This is a genomic window from Gluconobacter albidus (genome assembly GCF_002723915.1).
In the GTDB taxonomy this organism is placed as follows: domain Bacteria; phylum Pseudomonadota; class Alphaproteobacteria; order Acetobacterales; family Acetobacteraceae; genus Gluconobacter; species Gluconobacter albidus.
This window is the reverse complement of sequence record NZ_BEWL01000005.1, coordinates 86,396-108,525: the sequence shown is the minus strand read 5'-3', so window position 1 is coordinate 108,525 and position 22,130 is coordinate 86,396. Positions and strand designations below refer to the sequence as shown.

Below are 22,130 nucleotides of genomic sequence, written 5' to 3'. Positions count from 1 at the left end.
GCCATGCGCTCAGTGCATGGATTGTAGGTGTCTCTTTTGAGTATACCGATACGAGACATTTTTATGAGACACAGGATTGGCGGTTTTCTCTGTCTCATTTGGGTTGATTTTTCCATATGAGACATTCTATGAGAAAGGTCTAGACCCAAACGAGACACTTGGAGCCGCCTCATGACCATTTACGGTTACGCCCGCGTCAGCACGACCGATCAGGATCTGACAATTCAGGAGCAGGCTCTTCAGGCGGCCGGGTGTCAGGTCATTCGATCAGAGAAGGTGTCGGGGACTTCCACCGCCGGGCGTAAGGAGCTGCAAACCCTGCTCGCGTTCCTTCAGGCCGGTGACGTTCTTGTGGTGACGCGGATTGATCGCCTGGCGCGCTCCATCGCGGATCTCCAGACCATCATGCACACTCTCAAGGATAAGGGCGCGGCTTTGCGTTGCACGGAGCAGCCAGTGGATACCACTACGGCGGCGGGCAAGGCGTTCCTGGACATGCTTGGGGTGTTTGCCGAGTTCGAGACGAACCTGCGGCGTGAGCGTCAGCTGGAAGGGATCAAGGCTGCGAAGGAACGCGGGATCTATACCGGCCGGAAGTCCACTATTGATTCTGAGCAGGTGCGTCAGTTGAAAGGCGAGGGAATCGGACCGGCTGAGATCGCAAAGCGTCTGGGCATTGGCAGGGCCAGTGTCTATCGCATTCTGTCTGCTGGGTCCTGAGATCGGGCTGGTCCGGCGCGGCCCGGATGTGTGGTCTGCGCGGTCAGCGCAGGAAGTTTCCTTCCCGCGATTTTTGTCTTGTTATGCACATAAAGCATGGCTTGCCCGTTCTGGGCTGACAGAGTGGAGTGTAGTCCAAAAGCTGCCGAGACAAGAAAACCGCAGTTTTCTGGGAAATTGTGCGAGCGATCAATAACACCTTCTAGAAGGTGTTACGCGGCAATCCCGAAAGGTGTTATTGGAAAACTTATATAAAACAATATCTTACGAGGCGAATAACACCTTAACACCTATAACACCGTTTTCAGACCAAGGGAGAGAAAGACAGAGCCAAAGCCCTCTGACATATGCATAAAACGCATATCTCTCAAAAACGCTTGGGTCCCTCCTAGAGGGTTTGCCATCCGGGGGTAATTCGCACCCCGGTAAGAGAGGGCCTCAACATAAACCGAAAGTTGGGTTTCTGTTGTTGCTGCTGCTGTTCGGCATCGTCTTGCCTTCGAGTCATGCTGACAGCAAAGACGGTCAATCTTTTTCAGATGAGTCCGGATTGAGTCCGGGAGATCCACAGAGTCCGCAAAGCCACAATCCAGCAAGAGCCTTTTAGGCTGCTGGGGCAGTCTAAAAATCGCAGATTTTCAATGGAATAACCGGAGACGGGCATGGTGGGCACACAAGGGCTCGAACCTTGGACCCGCTGATTAAGAGTCAGCTGCTCTACCAACTGAGCTATGTGCCCATGGCCCGTCTACCGGTGGAGCGGCTTATAGCGGGATTTGGTGGGAGGCTGCAAGAGGTTTTTCTTCTTTTCTTTATGCCTAGACTGAAAAATAAGAAAAACCTTTTTTTTCAGTGTCTTATTTTCGGTTGAGGAGGCGCATGACGCTTTCGAACTGCTCCAGAGACGTATAGTCGATCTTCAGAGAGCCGCCTTTTTTGCCGTTATAGGAAATATGGACTTTCAGGCCGAGGCGGGAGGAGAGATCGTTTTCGATCTGGAGAATTTCCGCGTCCCGCGCCTTTTTGGCCGGGGTCGTGGTTTCTTTGCCGCTAGTGAGGGCTTCCGTCTGGCGGACATTCAGGCCGCGGGCGATGACGAGCTTGGCGGCAGCGACCGGATCGGGATGGGTGAGCAGGGCGCGGGCGTGACCGGCTGTGAGGTCGCCGTTGCGGACATGTGCGCGGACTTCCGGCGGCAGGTTCAGCAGGCGCATGGTGTTGGTGATGTGCGGGCGGGACTTGCCAACGGCACCGGCCAGTTCTTCCTGCGTCAGGGTGTAGTCCGTAACGAGGCGTTGCAGGCCCTCGGCTTCTTCGATCGGGTTGAGATCTGCGCGCTGAAGGTTCTCGACCAGGGCTGCGGCCATCGCGTCCGTGTCGTCCAGTTCGCGGATATGGACGGGAACGCTGTGCAGGCCTGCGAGCTGTGAGGCGCGCCAGCGGCGCTCACCGGCGATGATCTGGTAATGACCCGGCTTTTCCGGATCGGGGCGGACGAGCAGGGGTTGCAGGACGCCGCGTGAGCGGATGGAGTCGGCCAGTTCGGACAGGCGTTCGGGGTTCATGTCCTGTCGCGGCTGGAAGGGGCTTGGGGCCAGAACATCCACGGGTAGGGACGAATGCTGCTGCGGCTGGGCGTTTGCGCGTGTGGCGCGGGCCAGTTGCGGCGCCTGATCGCCCAGAAGGGCTGCGAGGCCGCGACCAAGACGCGGGGAACTGTCCTTTTTGGCCATCGCCGGTTACGCCTTTGTCTTGTTCTTGTTGCGTTTGATCAGCTCGTCCGCCAGCGCCAGATAGGCGATGGCGCCTGTGGAGCGGGCGTCGTAATCCAGCACCGGGCTGCCATGGCTCTGGGCTTCGGAAATGCGGATATTGCGCGGGATGATCGTCTCGAACACCTGATCGCCAAAGAAGCCGCGCGCATCCTGCGCCACCAGTTCAGAGAGGTTGTTGCGCCGGTCGTACATCGTCAGGATGATGCCTTCGAGATGCAGGTCTGCGTTGAAGGCGCGGCGGACGCGGTCGATGGTGCGGACGAGCTGGCTGATGCCTTCGAGCGCAAAGAACTCGCATTGCAGCGGCACGATCACGCTGTCGGACGCGACCAGCGCGTTGAGCGTCAGCAGGCCGAGGCTGGGCGGACAGTCGATCAGGATCGTGTCGTAATGGCCTTCAAGCGCATGCAGGGCGTCGCGCAGACGGTATTCGCGGCGCTCGTCCCCGATCATTTCAAGCTCTGCGCCTGCCAGTTCGTTGTTGGCCGTGATGATCGAGAGATTCTCGAACGCGGTCGGCTGGGGCAGGGCATGGGGTTCGGCTTCCACCATCAGCGCGGCATAGGTGCCGGTGTTGCGCTGATCGTAGTCGATGCCCAGACCGGTGGAGGCGTTGCCCTGCGGGTCCAGATCCACGAGCAGGACGCGCTGTCCCTGACGGGCGAGGCCTGCTGCCAGATTGATGGTGGTGGTGGTCTTGCCGACGCCTCCCTTCTGGTTGGTGACAGCAATGATCCGGGTGGTGGGGGATTCGGTTTTAGACGACACGCTTGAAATCACTGACCTTGATGATGGCTCCGCCGGGGTCGGTGCGGCTGGGAACAATGGTGTGGCTCATGTGCCAGTCGGCGCTTGCCTCGGTCAACTCGGCCTGCGCCTTCTGACCTTTCAGAAACAGGCAGAACCCGTCTTCTTTTAGCAATGGCCGTGCCCAGTCCAGGAGCCTGTTGAGGGGGGCCAGCGCCCGGGCCGTGATGATGTCGGCCGGAGGGGGGCTAGCGGCTTCGATGCGTTTGGCGATGACCGTCACCTTCGCGTCGCAGATGCGTCCGGCTTCCCGCAGGAACGCGCATTTGCGCTGGTCCGATTCGATCAGGGTGACGGGGTTTCCTGTGGCGATGGCCAGAATGATGCCCGGAAAACCGCCGCCCGAACCCAGATCGATGATGGTGGCACCTTCGGGGATCAGTTCGGCAAGCTGGAGGCTGTCCTCGATATGGCGGGGCCAGAGCTGGGCAATGTCCCGCGGGCTGACGAGATTGATTTTCGCGTTCCACTGCACGAGCAGGTCGGCGAAGCGCTCCAGCCTTTCGTGTGTTTCACGTGAAACGGTGGTCATGACAGGGTCCTTACATGGGCCAGCAGGGCGACCAGCGCGGCAGGTGTGACCCCGCGCACGCGCTGTGCTGCGGCGAAACTGGTCGGGCGGGCCTGGAAAAAACGCTCGCGCATTTCGCTGCTCAGGCCGCCGATGGCAGTGTAATCCAGATCGGCCGGAAGGGCGATGGCACTTTCCGATGCGAGCTGTCGAATTTCACGATCCTGCCGGTGAAGATAGCCGCCATAGCGGGCCTCGGTCTCGACATGGCGGCGGACGCGCAGGGGAAGCTCGCCGAACCACGGGGCCAGCGTGTTCAGGATCGTGTGGTCGCCGTTGCTGGCGAGGACATCCAGAACCGTGCGCCGGCGGCCATCCAGAGAGACTTCGAAACCGACGTCGCGGAGGGCCTGCGGCAGGAAGGTTGTTTCGGCGGCGCGGGCCATGGCGGCGTCGAGTTCGGCTTTCTGGGCGGTGAAAGCGGCTTCGCGTTCGGACAGGACGCAGCCTGCGGCGATTCCTTTGGGCGTCAGGCGTAGGTCGGCATTATCCGCGCGCAGGGTGAGACGATACTCGGCGCGGGATGTGAACATGCGATAGGGTTCGCTGATTCCGTGCAGCGTCAGGTCGTCGATCATGACGCCGAGATAGGCGTCGCTTCGGTTTAGCGTCAGCGCCTCGTTTCCGGCCGTGGCGCGGGCGGCGTTCAGGCCTGCGAGGAGGCCCTGTGCACCGGCTTCTTCGTAGCCGGTCGTGCCGTTGATCTGTCCGGCAAGATACAGGCCCGGCAGGCGGCGCAGTTGCAGGGATGGCAGAAGCTCACGCGGGTCCACGTAATCATATTCGACGGCATAGCCTGCCGTGACGATGCGGGCGTTTTCCAGACCGGGCATGGTCGCGATCATGGCGGCCTGCACGTCGGCGGGCAAACTGGTGCTGATACCGTTGGGATAGACCAGATCGCCGCCCGGATTGCCGGGCAGGGCTTCAGGTTCCAGAAAGACCTGATGCGAGCTGCGGTCGGCGAAGCGGACCACCTTGTCTTCGATGGACGGGCAGTAGCGTGGGCCGCGGCCGGCGATGGCGCCGCCATACATCGCCGAGCGGTGCAGGTTCTCGGTGATGATCCTGTGGGTCTCGGCGGTGGTCTGGGTGATGCGGCAGACGACCTGCGGGTTGGTGATGGCCGTCGTCATGGGGCTGAAGGCCTCGGGCTCGGCATCGCCGGGATCGGCCGGGAGGTTTTCCCAGTCGATGCTGTCTTTGGCCAGACGCGGCGGCGTGCCGGTCTTGAGGCGGCCCATCTGGAGGCCGAGCGCATAGAGCCGTTCGCCCAGACGCTTGGCCGGAGCCTCACCGATGCGTCCGGCCTCCGTCTGGGTGTGGCCGACATGGATGACGCCGCGCAGGAAGGTTCCGGCGGTCAGGACGACGGCGCCGCAGCGGAACGCGCGACCGTCTTCGCAGATAACGCCTGTGATGTGGCCGTTCTCTTCGATCAGGTCTCCGGCGGCGCCTTCGAGGATCGTCAGATTGGGTGTGGCGGCGAGCAGATCCTGAATGGCGGCGCGGTAGAGGGAGCGGTCAGCCTGGGCGCGGGGGCCGTGAACCGCCGGGCCCTTGGAGCGGTTGAGCAGTTTGAAATGGATGCCTGCGCGGTCTGCGGCTTTACCCATCAGGCCGTCGAGCGCGTCGATTTCGCGCACGAGATGGCCCTTGCCGATCCCGCCGATGGCCGGGTTGCAGGACATGGCGCCGATCGTTTCAAGCCGATGGGTGAGCAGCAGGGTGCGCGCGCCGAAACGGGCCGATGCCGCTGCAGCTTCACATCCGGCATGACCGCCGCCGATCACGATGACGTCGAAATCGCTCACAAACTACTTCCCGATACAGAACTGCCCGAAAATCGCATCGAGCAGGGATTCAACATCAACACGTCCGGTCAGACGCCCCAGAGCCAGCATGGACAGCCGGAGTTCTTCGCCTCGCAGTTCCGGCCATGTCGCGGTCCGGGCCTGATCCAGATGGGTTGCGGCCTCCTGGATTCCGGCGCGGTGTCTGGCGCGGGTCAGCGGAGGCGCGGTTGAACCGGCCATGAGTTCGGACACCCGTTCGGACAGGACCTGACGCAGCGCATCAAGTCCTTCGCCGGACTGCGTGCTGATCCCTAACATGCCGGGCGGGGCTGGTGCGATGTCGATTTTCGTCCGGATGGGAATTTCCTGTCCGGAAAGGGTGTCGAGGCTTTCATCCGGGCCGATCAGGTGGAGGAGCACGTCCGCCTGTTTCACGTGAAACAGCGCGCGGCGGATGCCTTCGGCCTCGATTTCGTCTTCCGTCTCCCGCAGACCTGCCGTGTCGATCAGACGCAGGCGGACGCCGTCCAGAACCCAGTCGAGTGCGATGGCGTCACGTGTGGTGCCTGCGCGATGGGTGACAATAGCAGAGTCGGTTCCGGATAACGTATTGAGAAGGCTGGATTTTCCGACATTGGGCGAGCCTGCGATCACCACGGTCAGGCCCTGGCGCATGAGTTCGCCGCGATTGTCCTGAAGATGGGCAGACATTTCGGTCTGGAGTTTCGAGAGTTCCGCGACCAGCCCGTCTTCTACGTCCTGCGGCAGGTCTTCGTCCGGGAAGTCAATCAGGGCTTCCTGATGGGCGAGGACGAGGCGAAGGCGCTGTGCCCAGTTGTCGTACAGGCGGCTCAGGGCGCCGTCGGCCTGACGCAGGGCCTGTTTGCGCTGACTTTCGGTTTCAGCGTCCACGAGGTCGGCGATGGCTTCGGCCTGAAGCAGGTCCAGCCGTCCTTTCTGGACGGCGCGACGGGTGAACTCGCCGGGTTCGGCGGGGCGGGCTCCGAGATCGGTCAGGGCGTCGGCGACGCGGGCGATGATGGCGGGGCCGGCATGGAGGTGCAGCTCGAAGCCGTCTTCCCCGGTGTAGGACTTCGGGCCGGGGAGCCAGAGGGCGACGGCATGATCGAGCACGTTTTCGTTATGGCGCAGGGTGCGCAGGCTGGCGCGGCGGGGTTCGGGAAGATGTCCGTTGCACAGGGCGCGCAGGATCGTATCGCTGCCGGGGCCGCTGGCGCGCATGATCGCGATGGCGGCACGGGAGGGGCCGGTTGCCAGTGCGAAAATGACCTGCGGTGTGTGGTCCGGGAGGGAAGAGCGCGTCATGGGGTTCTATGTAGTGCAGGAGGCCCCGTGGTGAAAATGGTTAGCCTGCAATGAAGGGCGTGCGGGTATGAAAAGTATGAAAAAAGGGCGGATCGTTTCCGATCCGCCCTTTTGTTCAGACTGTCAGGGAGTGTGAAACGCTTACTGTGCGTCGTCCACGCCCGTGTGGGTCTGCGGAGAGAAGGTCCAGCCTTCGCCGTAAGGCTGCGGCATGTAGGCCATCCAGCCCCTGCTGGAGACGTTCCAGCCAGCTGTGGAGACCGGTGCTCCGGTCGTGCGCAGCTTCTGGATATCGGCAGCGGACACGGTTCCCGGTGCCTTGTTGCCCCAGCCCTTGCGCATGAAGTTCACGACATCGGCCATCTGCTGGTCGGTGAGGTGGTTCTTGAAGCCGGGCATGGCGATAGCGGACGGTGCCGTGTTGGTCGGGGGCAGGATGCCGCCGAAGGCCACGACATTGGCGAGCGACGTCGGATCGTCAGTGATGACGACCGGGTTGCCAGCCAGCGGCGGGAACATGCGGTTGACGCCCGTACCATCGTTCATGTGGCAGATGGCGCAGTTGTGCAGATAGACTTCCGCACCGGCATTGCCCTGAGCACCCTTGTCCAGCAGGGCGGTCGTCTGACCGTCATCCTGGCCGAGGTTATTGCCTTCCGGAACGGCCGGCATGCTCTTCAGGTACTTGGCCGTGGCGCGCAGGTCGTCGTCTGTCCAGTGCTGCGTGCTGTAAGCCACCACGTCGGCCATGCCGCCGAAGACGGCGGAGTGGTCGATACGGCCGCTCTTGAGGAAGGTGACGATATCGTCTTCAGACCAGCGGCCCAGACCCGTGTCGCTGTTGCTGCGCAGGCTCGGAGCGATCCAGTTGTCGATCGGTGCGCCGCCGGACAGGTAGGCGTTGCCGCCAGCCGTTCCGTAGGCCTTGACCTGCATCGCAAAGCCGCGGGGCGTATGACATTCGCCGCAATGGCCCGGACCGTCGACGAGGTATTCGCCGCGTGCGACTTCCGGGTCGCTGATGCTTTTGTCTTCGCCCGGCGTCATGCTCGGGACGAACATGGCGCGCCACACGGCCAGCGGCCAGCGCATGGAGAGCGGCCAGCTGATGTCCGGCGCCTTGTTGGCGACGTCAACCGGCTTCACGCCATGCATGAAGTAGGCATACATCGAACGAATGTCTTCGTCGGACAGGCGTGCGAATTCAGGATAGGGCATTGCCGGGTAAAGCGTTGCGCCATCCTTGCGGATGCCCTTGCGGAGGGCCTTTGTGAAGTCCTCCAGGGTGTAGGTGCCGATCCCGTGTTCCGGGTCCGGCGTGATGTTGGTCGAATAGATCGTGCCGATCGGGCTCTTGATTTCCAGACCGCCCGCATAGGGCTGTCCGTGCAGAGCCGTATGGCAGGCGATGCAGTCTGACAGGCGGGCGACATATTCGCCACGCTTGATCAGCGCTTCATCGGCGTCCTGGGCATGGGCGGCGCCGAACGACACCGCCATGAGGCCGATTGCGGCCGCGAATTTCCATCCCTGTTTCATCTCAGATACCAGCCTGTCGCGAATTGATGCATTGAGCATGTCACGTGCCTCCTTTTACCGTAACGGTCGCCCGTTACGGATGGTCCGCCGTTGCAGGCTCAACCGGACCCTGGGGTACGTTGAGGAACTGGTCGTTGGGGACGCCCTGCTTGTTGTCGCGGGCTTTCACTTCGTCCTCATAGGACTCGTTGGACCGCTTCACGAGGTAGTTGCGGATGTCTTCAATCTCGGCCGGGGACATGGACGTGTCGAAGCGGTCCATGCCGTAGGCGGTCAGAGCGCCCTTGGCGACGAGCTTGTAGAACTTCTCCTGTCCGCGGATCGCACCGGACCACCGCAGGTCAGGCAGAACACCACCCGAGATGCCGTTGTCGCCATGGCAGGCAGCGCAATACGTCTGGAACTGGAAATAGCCGTTTTTCGTACGGGCTTCATCCCACTTCTCAGGCGGCTTGACCGGCAGGAAGCCGAGTTCGTTCTTCGGCGGGAGTGCATCCTTGCCGTCCAGTGCGAAAGCAATCACGCGGGAGTGGTTGACGGTCCAGCCGGATGTCCGGGCCACGCCACCGAGGAAGAACGGATAGATGCCGCCCCAGCCCACTTCCACCGCGACATACTGCTTGCCGTTGGCGGTATAGGTGATGGGAGGCGCGATGATGGCGCTCTGTGCCGGGAAGCTGAAGAGATCCTTGCCGTTCGTAGCGTCGTAGGCATGGAAATCGCCGGTTGCGAGACCCTGGAAGAGGAGGCCGCCACCCGTTGCGAGCAGACCACCGTTCCACGGACCCTTGTGGTCAACCGTGAAGGCTGCCTGCTGCTTTGCGGGATCCCAGGCCAGAAGCCAGCCCTTCAGATCCTTCAGGAACTGCGCCTTGTCGGCCTTGTGCTGCGGATCGGCATCGTCGAACAGGCCGATCTTGTTCATGTCCAGTCCGAGATTCCAGCTGTCGTGGTGGGCTTTGAAGCCACCTTTCTGCGGATCGTAGAGGAACGGAACCTGCTGGGCAGGGATGTAGACCAGCTTCGTCTGCGGGCTGTAAGCCATGGAGGCGAAGTTATGGCCACCCAGATCGCCCGGAATGCCGTACCAGGCCTTGCCCGTGAGCGTCCACAGGGCGTCAGGCACATAGTTCGGACGGCCCGTAACGGGGTCCAGACCTGTTGCCCAGTTTTCGTAGGTGTAGGGCTTGCCCGAGATGAATTTTCCGGTCTTCGCATCAATGATGTAGAAGAAGCCGTTCTTCGGGGCATGGACGATCACATGGCGCATTTCGCCGTTGACCGGCATGTCGAGCGTCATGATCTGCTGGACCGAGGTGTAATCCCACTGGTCCATCGGCGTTTCCTGGAAATGCCAGACGTACTTGCCGGTATCCGGGTTGATCGCGACGATGCTGCCGAGGAAGAGGTTGTCGCCCTTGCCTTCGGAGCGGAACTTGTAGTTCCAGGGCGAGCCGTTGCCGACGCCGAGATAGACGAGGTCCGTCACGGGGTCATAGACCAGCGAATCCCAGACGGTACCGCCGCCGCCCTGCTGCTTCCAGGCTCCGCCCTTGCCCCAGGTCGGATAGGCCTTGGACATCAGGATGTCGTCGGAGGCTGCGCCGTCGGGCTTGTTGTCGGGGTTCGGAACCGTGAAGAAGCGCCAGTCCATCTTGCCGGTTTCGGCGTCATAGGCCGTCACGAAACCACGGGCACCGAATTCAGCGCCGCCGTTGCCGATGATGACGCGGCCCTTGGCGATGCGCGGTGCGCCGTCAACCGTGTAGGAGCGCTGGTGGCCGAGCTGGGCTTCCTTGGGGATCGTGTAGACGCTCCAGACCAGCTTGCCGGTCTTGGCATCCAGCGCGATCAGGCGTCCGTCGAACGTGCCGAAATAGACCTTGCCGTTCCAGTAGGCAGCACCGCGGTTGACGGAGTCACAGCAGCCGCGATCGGCGATGTTGCCTGGAACCTTGGGATCGTAGGACCACAGGAGCTTGCCGGTCGCTGCATCCAGCGCCTTCATCTTGCTCCAGTTGGTCGTGGCGTACATGACGCCGTTCACGACCAGAGGCGTGCCTTCCTGACCGCGGTTCGTGTCCAGATCATAATGCCAGGCGAGCTTGAGCTTGCCGACGTTGTCCTTGTTGATCTGGTCGAGCGGGCTGAAGCGCTGCTCGGAATAGGACCGCCCGTAGGACATCCAGTTTCCGACATTGCCACCGTTATCGGCGCTTGTAATTGCTGCGCCCGTATCTTCCTGCGCAAAAGCGACGGGAACAGCAGCTGAGAGTGCCAGTACGGCCGCGCAGCTGAGAAGGCGCTTTTTCGTAACCTTGATCGGCGTCAGTAGACCAGAAGTCATGATCCAACTGTCCTTTTTGTAAAGACTGTTTCCGCTGTGATATTCTGGACCTGTGCAGTCTTGAAAGGGCTAGGGGAAAATCCTGTCCTCTCAATCCAACGATCAGTACCAGATACCGTCAGCATGAGAACTTACTGACCCTATTTTATTGTTTAAGACAAACACGGCTTCTGACGTTTCCGTGAGGGGCGGGGCAGGATGATCCTGAAACGGGCTATGATGTGGCTTCGCGAATGATTACACAGGCGTTCCGGAAAACTTCCGGCCCCCTTTCCGATACAAAAAAGGGCAGTTTTCCAACACATTACAGAGTATTGCTGGAAAGCCTACTGAAGTGGTCCAGTATGTTTATTTCGCATATTGGTATCACGCGATATGCGTTAAGCGCATGGCTAAAAAGCCTCGGTCTTAATGGCAACACTGCCGGATTGACGGTTTTGAGCGGCTCGGGCACCGTGTCGTTCATGCCACAGCTATCCTGCCACTCACCTTTCGGGGCCCTTACCATCAGTGAAGATGAGGGCCAGATCGTCGCTCTAGACTGGGGTTGGGGGCGCGATCAGGAGGAGACTCCACTCCTTCTGAAGGCCCGCGATCTTCTGGAGCGTTATTTTGACGGGGAATCGGTCGATTTCGACGCGCTGCCCTATCGCCCCTACGGGACTCCGTACCGCCAGAAGGTCTGGGACGCGCTGCGCCGGATTCCCTATGGGAAGACACGGACTTACGCGGACATTGCGGCCGAGGTCGGCGGGTCTGCACGGTCGGTCGGTGGGGCGGTTGGGGCGAATCCGATTCCGATCCTGATCCCCTGTCACCGGGTTGTCGGCCGGGCGGGGCTTGGCGGGTATTCGGGGCTCGGTGGCATCGCGGACAAGCATGCCATGCTGCATCTGGAAGGTGTGCTGTAACGGGAGGCTTTTTCCCGCCATTCCGGGGGACCGGACAACAAAAAAGGGGAGCCGGAGCTCCCCTTTTTCATGTCGGCCATGCTGATCCGGGATCAGTTGTTCATGGCTTCGAAGAAGTCGTTGTTGGACTTGCTGTATTTGAGCTTGTCCAGCAGGAAGTCCATGGCGTCCATCGTGCCCATCGGGGCGAGGATGCGGCGCAGGACCCACATCTTGGACAGTTCGGCGCGATCGACCAGCAGTTCTTCCTTACGCGTGCCCGACTTGGTGATGTCGATGGCGGGGAAGGTACGCTTGTCGGCCAGCTTGCGGTCCAGGATGAGTTCGGCGTTGCCGGTGCCCTTGAACTCTTCGAAGATGACTTCGTCCATGCGCGAGCCCGTGTCGATCAGGGCTGTTGCGATGATCGTGAGCGATCCGCCTTCCTCGATGTTACGCGCGGCGCCGAAGAAGCGCTTGGGGCGCTGCAGGGCGTTGGCGTCCACACCGCCGGTCAGCACCTTGCCCGATGAGGGGACGACGGTGTTGTAGGCGCGGGCGAGACGGGTGATGGAGTCCAGCAGGATGACCACGTCGCGCTTGTGCTCGACGAGGCGCTTGGCCTTTTCCAGTACCATTTCCGTCACCTGGACGTGGCGGGTTGCCGGTTCGTCGAAGGTGGAGGAGACGACTTCGCCGCGGACCGAGCGGGCCATGTCCGTCACTTCTTCCGGGCGTTCGTCGATCAGCAGGACGATCAGGAACACTTCGGGGTGGTTGGCGGAGATGGAGGCGGCGATGCTCTGGAGCATCACGGTCTTGCCGGTGCGGGGCGGAGCGACGATCAGGGCGCGCTGGCCCATGCCGATCGGCGTCACGAGGTCGATCACGCGCGGGGTGTAGTCGCGCTGGTCTTTCTTGCCCTTGCCCCGCGGGGAGGTTTCCGTGACGGCGGCTTCGGACTGTTCGACTTCCATCTTCAGGCGACGCTCGGGGTAGAGCGGCGTGAGGTTGTCGAAGTTGATGCGGGTCCGGACGGTTTCCGGGGCCTCGAAATTGATGGTGTTGACCTTCAGCAGCGCGAAATAGCGCTCGCCGTCGCGCGGGGCGCGGATCTGGCCTTCAACCGTGTCGCCCGGGCGCAGGCCGAAGCGGCGGACCTGCGTGGGGGAAATGTAGATGTCGTCGGGGCCGGGAAGGTAGTTGGCTTCCGGGCTGCGCAGGAAACCGAAGCCGTCTGGCAGGATTTCGAGCGTGCCTTCGCCGTAGATCGCCTGATCGCGTTCGGCAAGGGTCTTGAGGATGGCGAACATGATGTCCTGCTTGCGCATGGACGAGACGTTCTCGATCTCCAGTTCCTCTGCGTAATCCAGAAGGTCGGCTGGGGATTTTTTCTTGAGTTCGGCAAGATGCATGAAAGACGCGCCTTGATGTGCCGGTAGTGGCAGACCTGATAGGGGGAGGGATGCGCGACCGTACAGAAGGCGGGGCCACTGAACGGGGACTGCTTGTGTCAGGCGGTGATCTGTGAGGATTTCGCAGGACGGGGGAAGCAGGAAGCATCCGTAAGGAAAGGGAGACCGGGTGACGGGACGTCACCGGAAAGTCGTCCTTCGCTTACCGGAGCGCGCGAAGCAGTGTCAAGGCTCCTGCGCAGGCTCCGGATCACTTTGATCTATGTCAGATTTCAATCAGGCCTTCAGCATGGCCTCCGCAGTGCGGAGGGAGAGCGCCATGATGGCCAGGGCCGGGTTGGCGGCGGCGGCGCTTGGGAAGATCGAATGATCGGAGATCCACAGATTGTCGATATCGAAACTGCGGCCGACCGGATTGACGACACTGCTCCCGGCATCCGTGCCCATGCGGCAGGTGCCGATCATGTGAGCGGCGCGGTCGATGACGCGGATGTCCTTTGCGCCCACGGCCTCCCACATCTGCGTCAGCAGGCGGGCTGCGTGGTGGTGCATGGCCCATTCGTTGGGGCCGTAGGAGTGCTCGATCAGCGGCTTTGGAATGCCGAAGGCGTCCTTCTCGTCCGAAAGGGTGACGCGGTTTTCGGGGCGGGGCAGACATTCACCGTTGATGCCCATGCCGGCGGAGCGGTTGTATCCGGCGAGCGCGCGGGCGAAGGCCGGGCCGCGTGTTGTGGTGCTGCGGGCGAGGTTCTGGCCCCAGGTTGCGGGCATCATGCCCAGCGACTGCACCAGATAGCCGCCGACGAAATCCGCGTCTTTCGGGCGCATCATGTCTTCGGTGATGGTCAGGGACGGGTAGCCGCGATTGGGGCGGATGTCTTCGTCGAACTCGCCCCAGACCTGTGTGGAGACATGGGTCATGTAGTTCTGGCCGACCTGACCGGAGCTGTTGGCTATGCCGTTAGTCAGGAGCAGGCGCGGGGTTTCGACGGCACCGGCGGCGAGGACGAGGGTCGCGCATTTCTGGCGGTGTTCGACGCCGTTCTGGCGATAGACCACCCCGGTCACGCGGCCTGAACTGTCGCGTTCGATCGTGTGAGCGAAGCAGCCGGGGCGGAGTTCGGCACCATAGGCGACGGCCATGGGAAGCCAGGTGTTGTCCGCGCCCGACTTGGCGCCGTTGCGGCAGCCCTGATGGCAGGCGCCGCAGTTCGCGCAGCCATGGCGGGTGCCGAAATGCGGCTGTTCGATATCGCGGGTGATGAGGGCGGCGGGGCCGTCTGCGTGGCGCAGGCCGAGCGCGTCACAGCCTTCGCGCATCTTGAGTGCGGCGGAATTGGCGGGCGGAGGCGCGTAAGCATAGCGACGCTCTGGGTCCCACGGATAATGGGCGGGGCCGGAGACGCCGATGAAGGACTCCACGCGCTCGATATAGGGCAGCAGTTCGTCCAGACCGAACGGCCAGTCCACGCCCTTGCCGGTTTCGGTGTGCAGGTGAAAGTCGCGGGCGTCCATGCGCGGCATGAAGGCACCGTAATGGAGCATGGAGCCGCCAAGGCCGGTGCCGCTGTTGTTGCCGCCGAAAGCCTGCGGGTTTGTGCCTGCGGAGAGGCGTTCGTGCAGCCAGTAGAGTTCGCGGGCAGCCACTTCGTCGGGCGTATGTCCCGTGGCAGGGAAAGCAGGGCCGGCTTCCAGCACCACGACGCTTTTGCCGTTGCGGGCGAGTTCTGCGGCCAGCGGCGCGCCACCGGCCCCGCTGCCGATGATGAGGGCATCGATGATGTCCGTTTCGGCGAATGTCTTCATAACGATCGTACTGCTCATTCGCTGGACTCTGCCATCTGGAGAAGGGGAGCCGTGGCTTTGGGTTCAAAGGACTCGCGGCTGTCGGGGCCGACTTCGGTGAAGCCCTGAAAGACAGTGTCGCCGCCGGTGAGGCTGGAGGAAATGCCGAGTGCCTGCTGGATGCGCGGGTCGCTCATGACGCAGTCCACGACCTCGCCACGCAGGTCTCCGGACCAGCGTTTCATCTGGGATGCCGTGAGGCGGCCTTCGCGTTCGAGACCGATCTGCCCGTCCATGACGGCGTCGAGCAGGGCGCCGCGCAGGTCCGGGGCCAGGTGGATGAAGGCGAGTCCGTGCTGTTCGGCCGCGACGTCGTCGAGGGTCAGGAGAGCGGATTCCCAGGCTTCGGCATCGGGCGGGAGGTCCGCGAAACGCCAGCCGTCACGCGGGCCGGAGAGCGCGGCGTCGATCCGGGCCGTCATGGCGATGTCGGTGCCGGGGGGAAGAATCTCGTCCAGTGGAAGCAGGACGAGGAGGAGTGCATCGAGGACGGCATAGGCTTGCAGCGACAGCGTCCGGGGCTGCGTTCCTGGGACGGAAAGCCGGGATGTCAGGATCTCGTGGGTGCGGGCGGAGAGGTGGTTGGAGTCCAGAATTTCAGGACGGTCGGGCGGGTGGGACATTGCGGCCTCCTGTGTTTTGGTTTCAAAGTCCGGCGACGGGGATGGTTCCGCCTCCCGCTGGGAACGAAGATGCAGTATCCTGCATTCTTAACCTTTTCCGGACATAGTGTCGGGTACGGCACAGACATTTCCCCGCTTCGCGGCGGGACGCAAGACAGGGAAGCAGCATGACGGTCGAAATCAGGGTTCCGGCGCTTGGAGAAAGCCTGACGACTGCGACTGTCGCGCGGTGGCTTAAAAACTCCGGCGACTATGTGCAGCACGACGAGATCATCGTGGAGTTGGAGACGGACAAGGTCAGTGTTGAAGTGACCGCGCCGTCCGCCGGGCGTCTGGAAGATTGTGTGGCGGTGGGCACGGAAGTCGAGATCGGCGGCCTGCTCGGGGCTGTGGACGAAACGGCAGAGGCACCGGCTGCGTCTGAACCTGTCGCGGCTGAACCGGCTCCTGCTCCCAAGACTGCGGCTTCGGAGCCTGTTGCATCGACTGTTGCGTCCCCGGCGCGCGTCACGCCTCCCGCTCCGGAAGCGCCGAAGCCCGTTTCTGCCGCATCGGCCCCCAAGCTGTCTTCGCATGAGGCGCGGGAGCGTCGGGTTCCCATGAGCCGTCTGCGTCAGACGATCGCGCGGAATCTGAAGGCGGCGCAGAACACGGCGGCCATTCTGACGACGTTCAACGAGATCGACATGTCCGCCGCCAAGGCGCTGCGGGCGGAATACAAGGACGAGTTCGAGAAGAAGCATGACGGGGCGCGTCTGGGCTTCATGTCCTTTTTCGCGCGGGCCGTTGTGGGCGCACTGAAGGATTATCCGGCGATCAATGCACAGATCGAAGGCGATGAGATCGTCTATCGCGATTTCGTCAATCTGGGCATTGCGGTGGGCACGGAGCGCGGGCTGGTGGTGCCGGTGCTGCATGATGCCGATCAGATGAGCTTTGCCGAGCTGGAGCGTCGCATCGCCGATTACGGCAAGCGGGCGCGGACGGGCGGTCTGAAGCTGGAGGAACTGTCGCACGGGACGTTCTCCATCACGAATGGCGGGATTTTTGGTTCGCTGCTGTCCACGCCGATCCTGAACACGCCGCAGTCGGGCATTCTGGGGATGCATGCCATTCAGGACCGTCCGGTCGTGCGGGACGGGCAGATCGTGATCCGGCCGATGATGTATGTTGCGCTGTCCTACGATCACCGGATCGTCGACGGGCGGGAGGCGGTGAGCTTTCTCGTTCGGATCAAGCAGCTTGTGGAAGATCCGAGGCGTCTGCTTCTGGATCTGTGATGCCTTTTGCGTGGCTGGTGCGTTGAAGACGTTTCAGTCATGCCGAACGCCGGACAGGTCTCTGTTCCCTCGCGTTCTGTCTGTTGTTCCGAACCCGAGGATGGTGCCCTGAAGATGCGTGATGTTTCCAGACTGACGCGGTTTGCAGTTCTGTTATGTGCGTCCACGACGATGGTCGTGGGGCTGACACCGCTGGCGGCCTGTGCACGGCCGGATGGCGCAGGTCCGGAACTGTCGACGCATCAGCCGGATACGACACCCTCTCTGGGAGCGTCGGTGCCACCGCCGGCCAGCAATCCGCCGACCGATACGCCCCCGCGGCCCGATCTGGCGCCACCGCCTTTGGATATTCCGGATCTGCCGGTTGTGTCCGACGAAGCGGCCCGGGAAGAGGCGTCACGCCTGGCGGTGCTGATGAAGCATACCGTCAAAGGGTTCAGCACATATACGCCCGAGCGCCGCCGGGCGTTCCTGACGCTTGCGAAGGACGAGGTGACGCAGGCGAACATGCCGATTGCGCGGCCGCAGCTTATTATGGTTGTGGATCGGAACGAGCAGATCCAGCACCTGGATTACGTTCTGGCATTGCCGGATGCTCCGTGGGAGTCTCTTGGGGGGACGCCGGTTTCGACCGGGACAACGGGGCGTAAATATTATTACATCACCCCGATCGGTGTTTTCCAGAACACGGCGGACCGTCTGGGTTACCGGGCGGAAGGGACGAAGAACAAGAACGGGATTCGTGGCATCGGCGCCAAGGGATCGCGCGTGTGGGACATGGGGTGGCAGACGGCGATGAAGGGCTGGTTGCCGCGACATGAAACCGGGCAGATCCGGCTGGAGATCCATGCGACGGATCCGCAGTTCCTTGAATGGCGTCTGGGGCATCCGGCGTCGGAAGGCTGCATTCGTATTCCGGCGACCATGAACAAATTCATGGATCATTATGGCCTGATTGATGCTCTGTATGAGCAGGCTGCGAGTTACGATCCGCGTTTTCAGGCGCTGCTTCCGAAAGACCGGCAGCCCACGCCGATTGCGGGAGATCTGGTGGTCGTGGTGGATTCAGGACCACTGACCGAGCCGAAAATCGACCCTATTGCAGATAAAAGACCATTGCCGTAAATATAAAATAAGAAATATTTCAAAATAAGTATGAAGATTTGAAGTAAAACGTGTGAATGTTTTATTTCAGGAACGGTAAAGCAGTTTTCCTGACCTGAAGCCTTCCGTATGGAGTGCGCGCCAATCACTGGAGCCCACTCCCCATGACGTTCAAGATGCGTAACCATATCCTGCTTTCCGGGTGCTTTGCCGGTGCCCTGTTGCTGGGAGGAAGCGCCCAGGCTGATGTTTCTGATGCAAAACAGAAGAAGCATGAGGAACACAAAGCCGGAAAAGAAAAAGACGCTACGCCTGGCGTGGAAAACCTGACCGTTCTGGGTCATGCGGCGCGGATTGCGCCTGCCACGGTTCCTCTGGACATTACGGAGCCGACATCAAAAATCCAGTCCGGCTTTCTGAGCAACAATATTATTCCGCTCGCCAGCATTGACGATATCATCCGGTTCCAGCCGAGCGTCTATTCACAGAATCCGAACGGTCCCGGAATGGGTAAGGCGGAGGCAATGAGCCTACGTGGCTTCCAGGATGGTCAGTATAACATGACGTTCGATGGCATTCCGTTTGGCGATGCCACTGATCTGCATCACACGACTTCGTCTTTGTTTATTTCGCATTTTTTGGGGGAGGCGCAGATTGATCGCGGTCCGGGAACGGGCTCGACGATCGGAAATGCCACGTTCGGTGGCACGATGGGTTTCACGTCCAAGACGCCTCCGGCCAAGAGGGGCGTGTCGCTCTATGGGACGTATGGCAGTTTCAATACGCGTGCCGGGGGGATCGAGTTTGACAGCGGCAAGACGCGCTTTGGTCGGGCGTTTCTCGACATGCAGCACGAGGAGACGAACGGATATCTGACGAACTCCGCAGAGCGCCGGAGCAATCTGATGTTCAAGGACGTGATTGATCTTGCGCCCGAGACGACGCTGACATTCGAGGCGACCTATAACAAGGAATGGCAGTTTACGACGCAGGGCGCGACGCTCGCGGAATATGCGAAATACGGGAAGAATTACGGGCTGTGCAACGACCCGGCCGCGCAGTGTTATTATGGATATAATCCCAGCACCTACACGTCGGATTTTGATTACGTCAGTCTGAAAAGCCGTCTTGCGTCGTGGCTGACGATGGAGAACCAGCTTTATACGAGCGGCTTCGAGCATGATTATACGGAAAGCACGGATGCCAGCCAGACGAGCACCGCTGCGAATGGCGTGACGTTCTATAATACGGCCGAGAAGAAGGTGGCGACCTATGCCAATGATATTCCCGGGAAATATGCGGACGCCAAATTCCGTTCCTATGGCGATACGTTACGATTTAAGGCGCATACGTCTTACGGGGATGTTCTGTTCGGTGTGTGGGCGGATGTGCAGAAGGATCGCCGATACACCTATGCACTCGATCTGAGTAAAAATGCGATACCGGTTCCGTCCAAAACAGGGTCGGCTTACAGTTATGATATTTCGGATCTGAACACGACCATTCAGCCCTATCTCGAACTGGATATTCACCCCTGGAAAGGGGCAGTTATCAAGCCGGGTGTGAAATATTCCATGTTCATAAGGGACTATGATGCAGCCATTAACAAGTCCACGAAGGTGCCGCTGAATGATGCGCAGCATTATGGATCCTGGCAGCCACCCATTGCGATCAATCAACGGATTATGAAAAACTGGAGCGCTTATGCGCAGATCGCGCGAGGCTTTCTGGCACCTCCGATGTCGGTTTTCCAGGTGAAGTCGGTTGGAAACGTGAAGCCCGAAACGACACTGAATTATCAGGTGGGGTCGGTCTATCACGGCAAGAACTGGATGCTGTCACTGGATGGGTATTATATCGATTTTTCCAATTATATCGCATCCGCACAGATCAAGGTTGATGGTATCGGAACCACGTCTACATACGTGAACAGTGGCGGCGCGATTTATAAGGGGATCGAGCTTGAGGGGCAGTATGTCATTGGATATGGCTTCTCGCTTTACGGCAATTACAGCGTAAATGATGCGCGCTACAAACATAGCACCGTGCGCGTTGCGACGACGCCGGATTCACTGGCATCGTTCGGTCTGCTTTATGAAAATCCGAAGGGGCCGTATTTCTCGCTGATGGGGAAATATGTCGGGCATCACTGGGGGCTGGACAGCACCACAAATGCGGCTGGAAATGCTGTGTTTGAAAACCAGTACAAAATCCACAGCAATGTAACTGCGGATCTGGCACTGGGGTGGCGCATTCATAATATCGGTGGTTTCATGCGCGACGTGACGCCGAGCCTCAAGATTTCCAACCTCTTCAACAATCGCTCCATCAGCGATTTTGCGGGCAACCAGTCTTATGGTGATGCGCCGCTTTACTGGCGCCTGGCCGGGCGCAGCGTCTTCTTCAACATGACGGCGACCTTCCCGTGAAAAAGACGCACTCTATTCTTCTGTGGGCCTTGTTCCTGACGGGATGTTCGGAGAGTGCTTCCGTGCCGTCGGGGCCTGTTCTGGAAAAAGTCGTGCTGCTGTCGCGGCACGGGATCCGCAGTCCGACGGCGTCTGCAACGGCGTTGCGGGAGAAGACCGGTTTCAACTGGCCTGAATGGTCTGTCGCGCCCGGAGAAATGACGCCGCATGGGGCTGTGGCGCTTGGGGCCATGGTTCAGGCTGTCCGGACGCATTATATGGGTCTCGGGTTTGATCCGTTACGATCCTGTTCCAATAGCGTGCGGATCTGGGCGGATGGCGCGGATCATCGGACGCAGCAGACCGGGCAGGTCTGGGCGCGTGGTTTGGCTCCGGACTGTCATGTTTCTGCGCAATGGCAGGAGCATGGGCCGGACCCAGTGTTCAATGCCATTTCGGCTGGACGCGCGGTGCCGTCGAAGCAGGAGACGGAGCAGGCGTTTGCCTCCATGCTGCCTGTCTCGAAACGTTCGGATGTTCGGGGTGGTTTGCAGGCTTTGCAGACACTGATGGCGCCCGGCGCGTGTGATGGTGTTGCGCATACGGCGTGGTGTCTGCGCGATGATGCGGTGCTTGAATGGAAGAAAGGCGCGCCGCGTCTCTCGGGAGGGGTGGCGACGGGTGGCATGGCGGCGGAAAGTCTGCTGCTGCTGTATTCCGAAGGCTTTGCAGAGGGTGTTTTCGGGTCTGCGAAAGCGGATGTTCCGGGGCTGCTGAAAACCGTTCTGCCGGTTCATGAAGCAGAGAGCCGGATGTTGCGACGTCTGCCTGTTGTGGCGGCGGCGCGTAACGGGGTGATGGCCGAGAGCGTCCGGGCGTTTCTGGCGGACCGTTCGGTGACGGAGATTCCGGGTGTGACGGATTCCACGCGGCTTCTGGTTCTGGCGGGGCACGATACGAACCAGGATGCGCTGGCGGCGATTTTCGGGCTGTCATGGACGTTTGACGATCAGCCGGACAGCACGGCGCCGGATACGGTTCTGGCGTTCGAGCGGTGGCGTTATCCGGATCGGCATGTTGAGGTCAGGGTGCGGATATTCCATCAGTCTCTTGAGGAACTGCGTGCGGGGCAGGCGTCCGGGGTGGAGCGTTCGATGCAGACGCTTGAGCCGGGGAATGCGATCCTTCCCTGAGATCACCGTTTCATAAAAAAAGCCCGGCTGATGACAGCCGGGCTTTTTTTATGGTGTCCGTGCGGACGGGACGCGGATCAGTGCGTCCAGTCAGCCGGAACCTTGCCGCCATTTTTGGCCAGCTCGGCATAGACCTGCTTGATGAGCCAGACGTTCATCGTCGCGGTGTCGTCCGTGCTGCCCGAATAATGCAGCTCACCGGCCAGTTCCTTGCGGGACTGGAGCGAGCTGTCGAGGCCGAGCAGCTTCAGGAGGTCCACGATGGAAGTCTTGTAGTTCAGCGGCTGGCCTGCATTTGCGGCCAGACCGGACAGGACGGCGTCCACATCCACGGGCGCTGCTGCCGGGGCTGCTGCTGCGGTGGCCGGAGCTGCGGCTGCTTCAGCCGGAGCGGCTGTGGTGGACGGTGTGGCGGCTTCTGCATGTCCGAAGATCTTGGACATGATCGTGCTGAAAAGACCCATGAGTGTAACTCCTGTTGGTTAAGGAAA

Annotated in this window: 17 protein-coding genes and 1 tRNA gene; 6 read left to right on the top strand and 12 right to left on the bottom strand. The window is 60.9% G+C overall.

What is annotated here, in order from left to right; translation table 11 throughout:
• Positions 1–171: 171 nt before the first annotated feature.
• Complete coding sequence (locus tag GAL01_RS07970) at positions 172–720, top strand: recombinase family protein (protein ID WP_062032638.1); 549 nt, start codon at positions 172–174, stop codon at positions 718–720.
• A 663-nt stretch (positions 721–1,383) separates the two neighbouring features.
• Here GAL01_RS07970 and GAL01_RS07960 read toward each other — a convergent pair.
• From GAL01_RS07960 to GAL01_RS07925, 8 genes are all read right to left on the bottom strand, one after another.
• Positions 1,384–1,459, bottom strand: a tRNA-Lys gene (locus tag GAL01_RS07960).
• 118 nt (positions 1,460–1,577) lie between these two features.
• Positions 1,578–2,453: a ParB/RepB/Spo0J family partition protein gene (locus GAL01_RS07955; RefSeq protein ID WP_062032633.1), complete on the bottom strand. Its 876-nt coding sequence runs from the start codon at positions 2,451–2,453 to the stop codon at positions 1,578–1,580.
• A gap of 6 nt (positions 2,454–2,459) precedes the next feature.
• On the bottom strand, positions 2,460–3,263 hold the full coding sequence (locus tag GAL01_RS07950) for a ParA family protein (RefSeq protein ID WP_062032627.1): 804 nt from the start codon (positions 3,261–3,263) through the stop codon (positions 2,460–2,462).
• On the bottom strand, positions 3,253–3,834 hold the full coding sequence (gene rsmG, locus GAL01_RS07945; RefSeq protein ID WP_062032622.1) for a 16S rRNA (guanine(527)-N(7))-methyltransferase RsmG: 582 nt from the start codon (positions 3,832–3,834) through the stop codon (positions 3,253–3,255). The genes GAL01_RS07950 and rsmG overlap by 11 nt, the downstream gene beginning before the upstream one ends.
• On the bottom strand, positions 3,831–5,687 hold the full coding sequence (mnmG, locus tag GAL01_RS07940) for a tRNA uridine-5-carboxymethylaminomethyl(34) synthesis enzyme MnmG (protein WP_062032620.1): 1,857 nt from the start codon (positions 5,685–5,687) through the stop codon (positions 3,831–3,833). Before mnmG ends, rsmG begins: the two co-directional genes overlap by 4 nt.
• Positions 5,688–5,690: 3 nt before the next feature.
• Entirely contained in the window at positions 5,691–6,995 is a 1,305-nt protein-coding gene (mnmE, locus tag GAL01_RS07935; RefSeq protein ID WP_062032619.1) for a tRNA uridine-5-carboxymethylaminomethyl(34) synthesis GTPase MnmE, read from the bottom strand.
• A 141-nt stretch (positions 6,996–7,136) separates the two neighbouring features.
• On the bottom strand, positions 7,137–8,573 hold the full coding sequence (locus GAL01_RS07930; protein WP_062032618.1) for a cytochrome c: 1,437 nt from the start codon (positions 8,571–8,573) through the stop codon (positions 7,137–7,139).
• Between the two features lie 34 nt (positions 8,574–8,607).
• Complete coding sequence (locus GAL01_RS07925; protein WP_062032617.1) at positions 8,608–10,881, bottom strand: PQQ-dependent dehydrogenase, methanol/ethanol family; 2,274 nt, start codon at positions 10,879–10,881, stop codon at positions 8,608–8,610.
• 464 nt (positions 10,882–11,345) lie between these two features.
• Here GAL01_RS07925 and GAL01_RS07920 point away from each other — a divergent pair, with 464 nt between their 5' ends.
• Complete coding sequence (locus GAL01_RS07920; RefSeq protein ID WP_062032882.1) at positions 11,346–11,792, top strand: methylated-DNA--[protein]-cysteine S-methyltransferase; 447 nt, start codon at positions 11,346–11,348, stop codon at positions 11,790–11,792.
• Between the two features lie 92 nt (positions 11,793–11,884).
• On the opposite strand, the gene rho is transcribed toward GAL01_RS07920, so the two are convergent.
• The 3 genes from rho to GAL01_RS07905 form a co-directional block, all read right to left on the bottom strand.
• Positions 11,885–13,186 (bottom strand): transcription termination factor Rho, encoded by a 1,302-nt coding sequence (gene rho / locus GAL01_RS07915; protein ID WP_062032614.1) that lies wholly within the window; start codon positions 13,184–13,186, stop codon positions 11,885–11,887.
• Between the two features lie 276 nt (positions 13,187–13,462).
• On the bottom strand, positions 13,463–14,992 hold the full coding sequence (locus tag GAL01_RS07910; RefSeq protein ID WP_062032878.1) for a GMC family oxidoreductase: 1,530 nt from the start codon (positions 14,990–14,992) through the stop codon (positions 13,463–13,465).
• Positions 14,993–15,006: 14 nt separating this feature from the next.
• Positions 15,007–15,654 carry a gluconate 2-dehydrogenase subunit 3 family protein gene (locus tag GAL01_RS07905; protein WP_062032610.1) on the bottom strand — a complete coding sequence of 216 codons (648 nt, stop codon included), beginning with the start codon at positions 15,652–15,654 and terminating at the stop codon, positions 15,007–15,009.
• A 167-nt stretch (positions 15,655–15,821) separates the two neighbouring features.
• On the opposite strand from GAL01_RS07905, the gene sucB reads away from it, so the two are divergent.
• The 4 genes from sucB to GAL01_RS07885 all read left to right on the top strand — a co-directional run bounded on the left by sucB (position 15,822) and on the right by GAL01_RS07885 (position 21,639).
• The gene (sucB, locus tag GAL01_RS07900; protein WP_062032606.1) at positions 15,822–16,934 is read left to right on the top strand and encodes a dihydrolipoyllysine-residue succinyltransferase; all 1,113 of its coding nucleotides are present in this window, start codon (positions 15,822–15,824) and stop codon (positions 16,932–16,934) included.
• 114 nt (positions 16,935–17,048) lie between these two features.
• Complete coding sequence (locus tag GAL01_RS07895) at positions 17,049–18,059, top strand: L,D-transpeptidase (protein ID WP_062032874.1); 1,011 nt, start codon at positions 17,049–17,051, stop codon at positions 18,057–18,059.
• A gap of 143 nt (positions 18,060–18,202) precedes the next feature.
• Positions 18,203–20,467: a TonB-dependent receptor gene (locus GAL01_RS07890; protein ID WP_062032603.1), complete on the top strand. Its 2,265-nt coding sequence runs from the start codon at positions 18,203–18,205 to the stop codon at positions 20,465–20,467.
• The gene (locus GAL01_RS07885) at positions 20,464–21,639 is read left to right on the top strand and encodes a histidine-type phosphatase (RefSeq protein WP_062032598.1); all 1,176 of its coding nucleotides are present in this window, start codon (positions 20,464–20,466) and stop codon (positions 21,637–21,639) included. The genes GAL01_RS07890 and GAL01_RS07885 overlap by 4 nt, the downstream gene beginning before the upstream one ends.
• 77 nt (positions 21,640–21,716) lie before the next feature.
• On the opposite strand, the gene GAL01_RS07880 is transcribed toward GAL01_RS07885, so the two are convergent.
• Entirely contained in the window at positions 21,717–22,103 is a 387-nt protein-coding gene (locus GAL01_RS07880) for a DUF3597 domain-containing protein (RefSeq protein ID WP_062032594.1), read from the bottom strand.
• Between the last annotated feature and the right edge of the window lie 27 nt (positions 22,104–22,130).

What these genes read in the sequence shown, in the direction of transcription:
- GAL01_RS07970 (WP_062032638.1), top strand. Translation starts at nt 172, where the DNA reads ATGACCATTTACGGTTACGCCCGCGTCAGCACGACCGATCAGGATCTG.
- GAL01_RS07955 (WP_062032633.1), bottom strand. Translation starts at nt 2,453, where the DNA reads ATGGCCAAAAAGGACAGTTCCCCGCGTCTTGGTCGCGGCCTCGCAGCC.
- rsmG (WP_062032622.1), bottom strand. Translation starts at nt 3,834, where the DNA reads ATGACCACCGTTTCACGTGAAACACACGAAAGGCTGGAGCGCTTCGCC.
- mnmE (WP_062032619.1), bottom strand. Translation starts at nt 6,995, where the DNA reads ATGACGCGCTCTTCCCTCCCGGACCACACACCGCAGGTCATTTTCGCA.
- GAL01_RS07930 (WP_062032618.1), bottom strand. Translation starts at nt 8,573, where the DNA reads ATGCTCAATGCATCAATTCGCGACAGGCTGGTATCTGAGATGAAACAG.
- GAL01_RS07925 (WP_062032617.1), bottom strand. Translation starts at nt 10,881, where the DNA reads ATGACTTCTGGTCTACTGACGCCGATCAAGGTTACGAAAAAGCGCCTT.
- GAL01_RS07920 (WP_062032882.1), top strand. Translation starts at nt 11,346, where the DNA reads ATGCCACAGCTATCCTGCCACTCACCTTTCGGGGCCCTTACCATCAGT.
- rho (WP_062032614.1), bottom strand. Translation starts at nt 13,186, where the DNA reads ATGCATCTTGCCGAACTCAAGAAAAAATCCCCAGCCGACCTTCTGGAT.
- GAL01_RS07910 (WP_062032878.1), bottom strand. Translation starts at nt 14,992, where the DNA reads ATGAAGACATTCGCCGAAACGGACATCATCGATGCCCTCATCATCGGC.
- GAL01_RS07905 (WP_062032610.1), bottom strand. Translation starts at nt 15,654, where the DNA reads ATGTCCCACCCGCCCGACCGTCCTGAAATTCTGGACTCCAACCACCTC.
- sucB (WP_062032606.1), top strand. Translation starts at nt 15,822, where the DNA reads ATGACGGTCGAAATCAGGGTTCCGGCGCTTGGAGAAAGCCTGACGACT.
- GAL01_RS07895 (WP_062032874.1), top strand. Translation starts at nt 17,049, where the DNA reads ATGCGTGATGTTTCCAGACTGACGCGGTTTGCAGTTCTGTTATGTGCG.
- GAL01_RS07890 (WP_062032603.1), top strand. Translation starts at nt 18,203, where the DNA reads ATGACGTTCAAGATGCGTAACCATATCCTGCTTTCCGGGTGCTTTGCC.
- GAL01_RS07880 (WP_062032594.1), bottom strand. Translation starts at nt 22,103, where the DNA reads ATGGGTCTTTTCAGCACGATCATGTCCAAGATCTTCGGACATGCAGAA.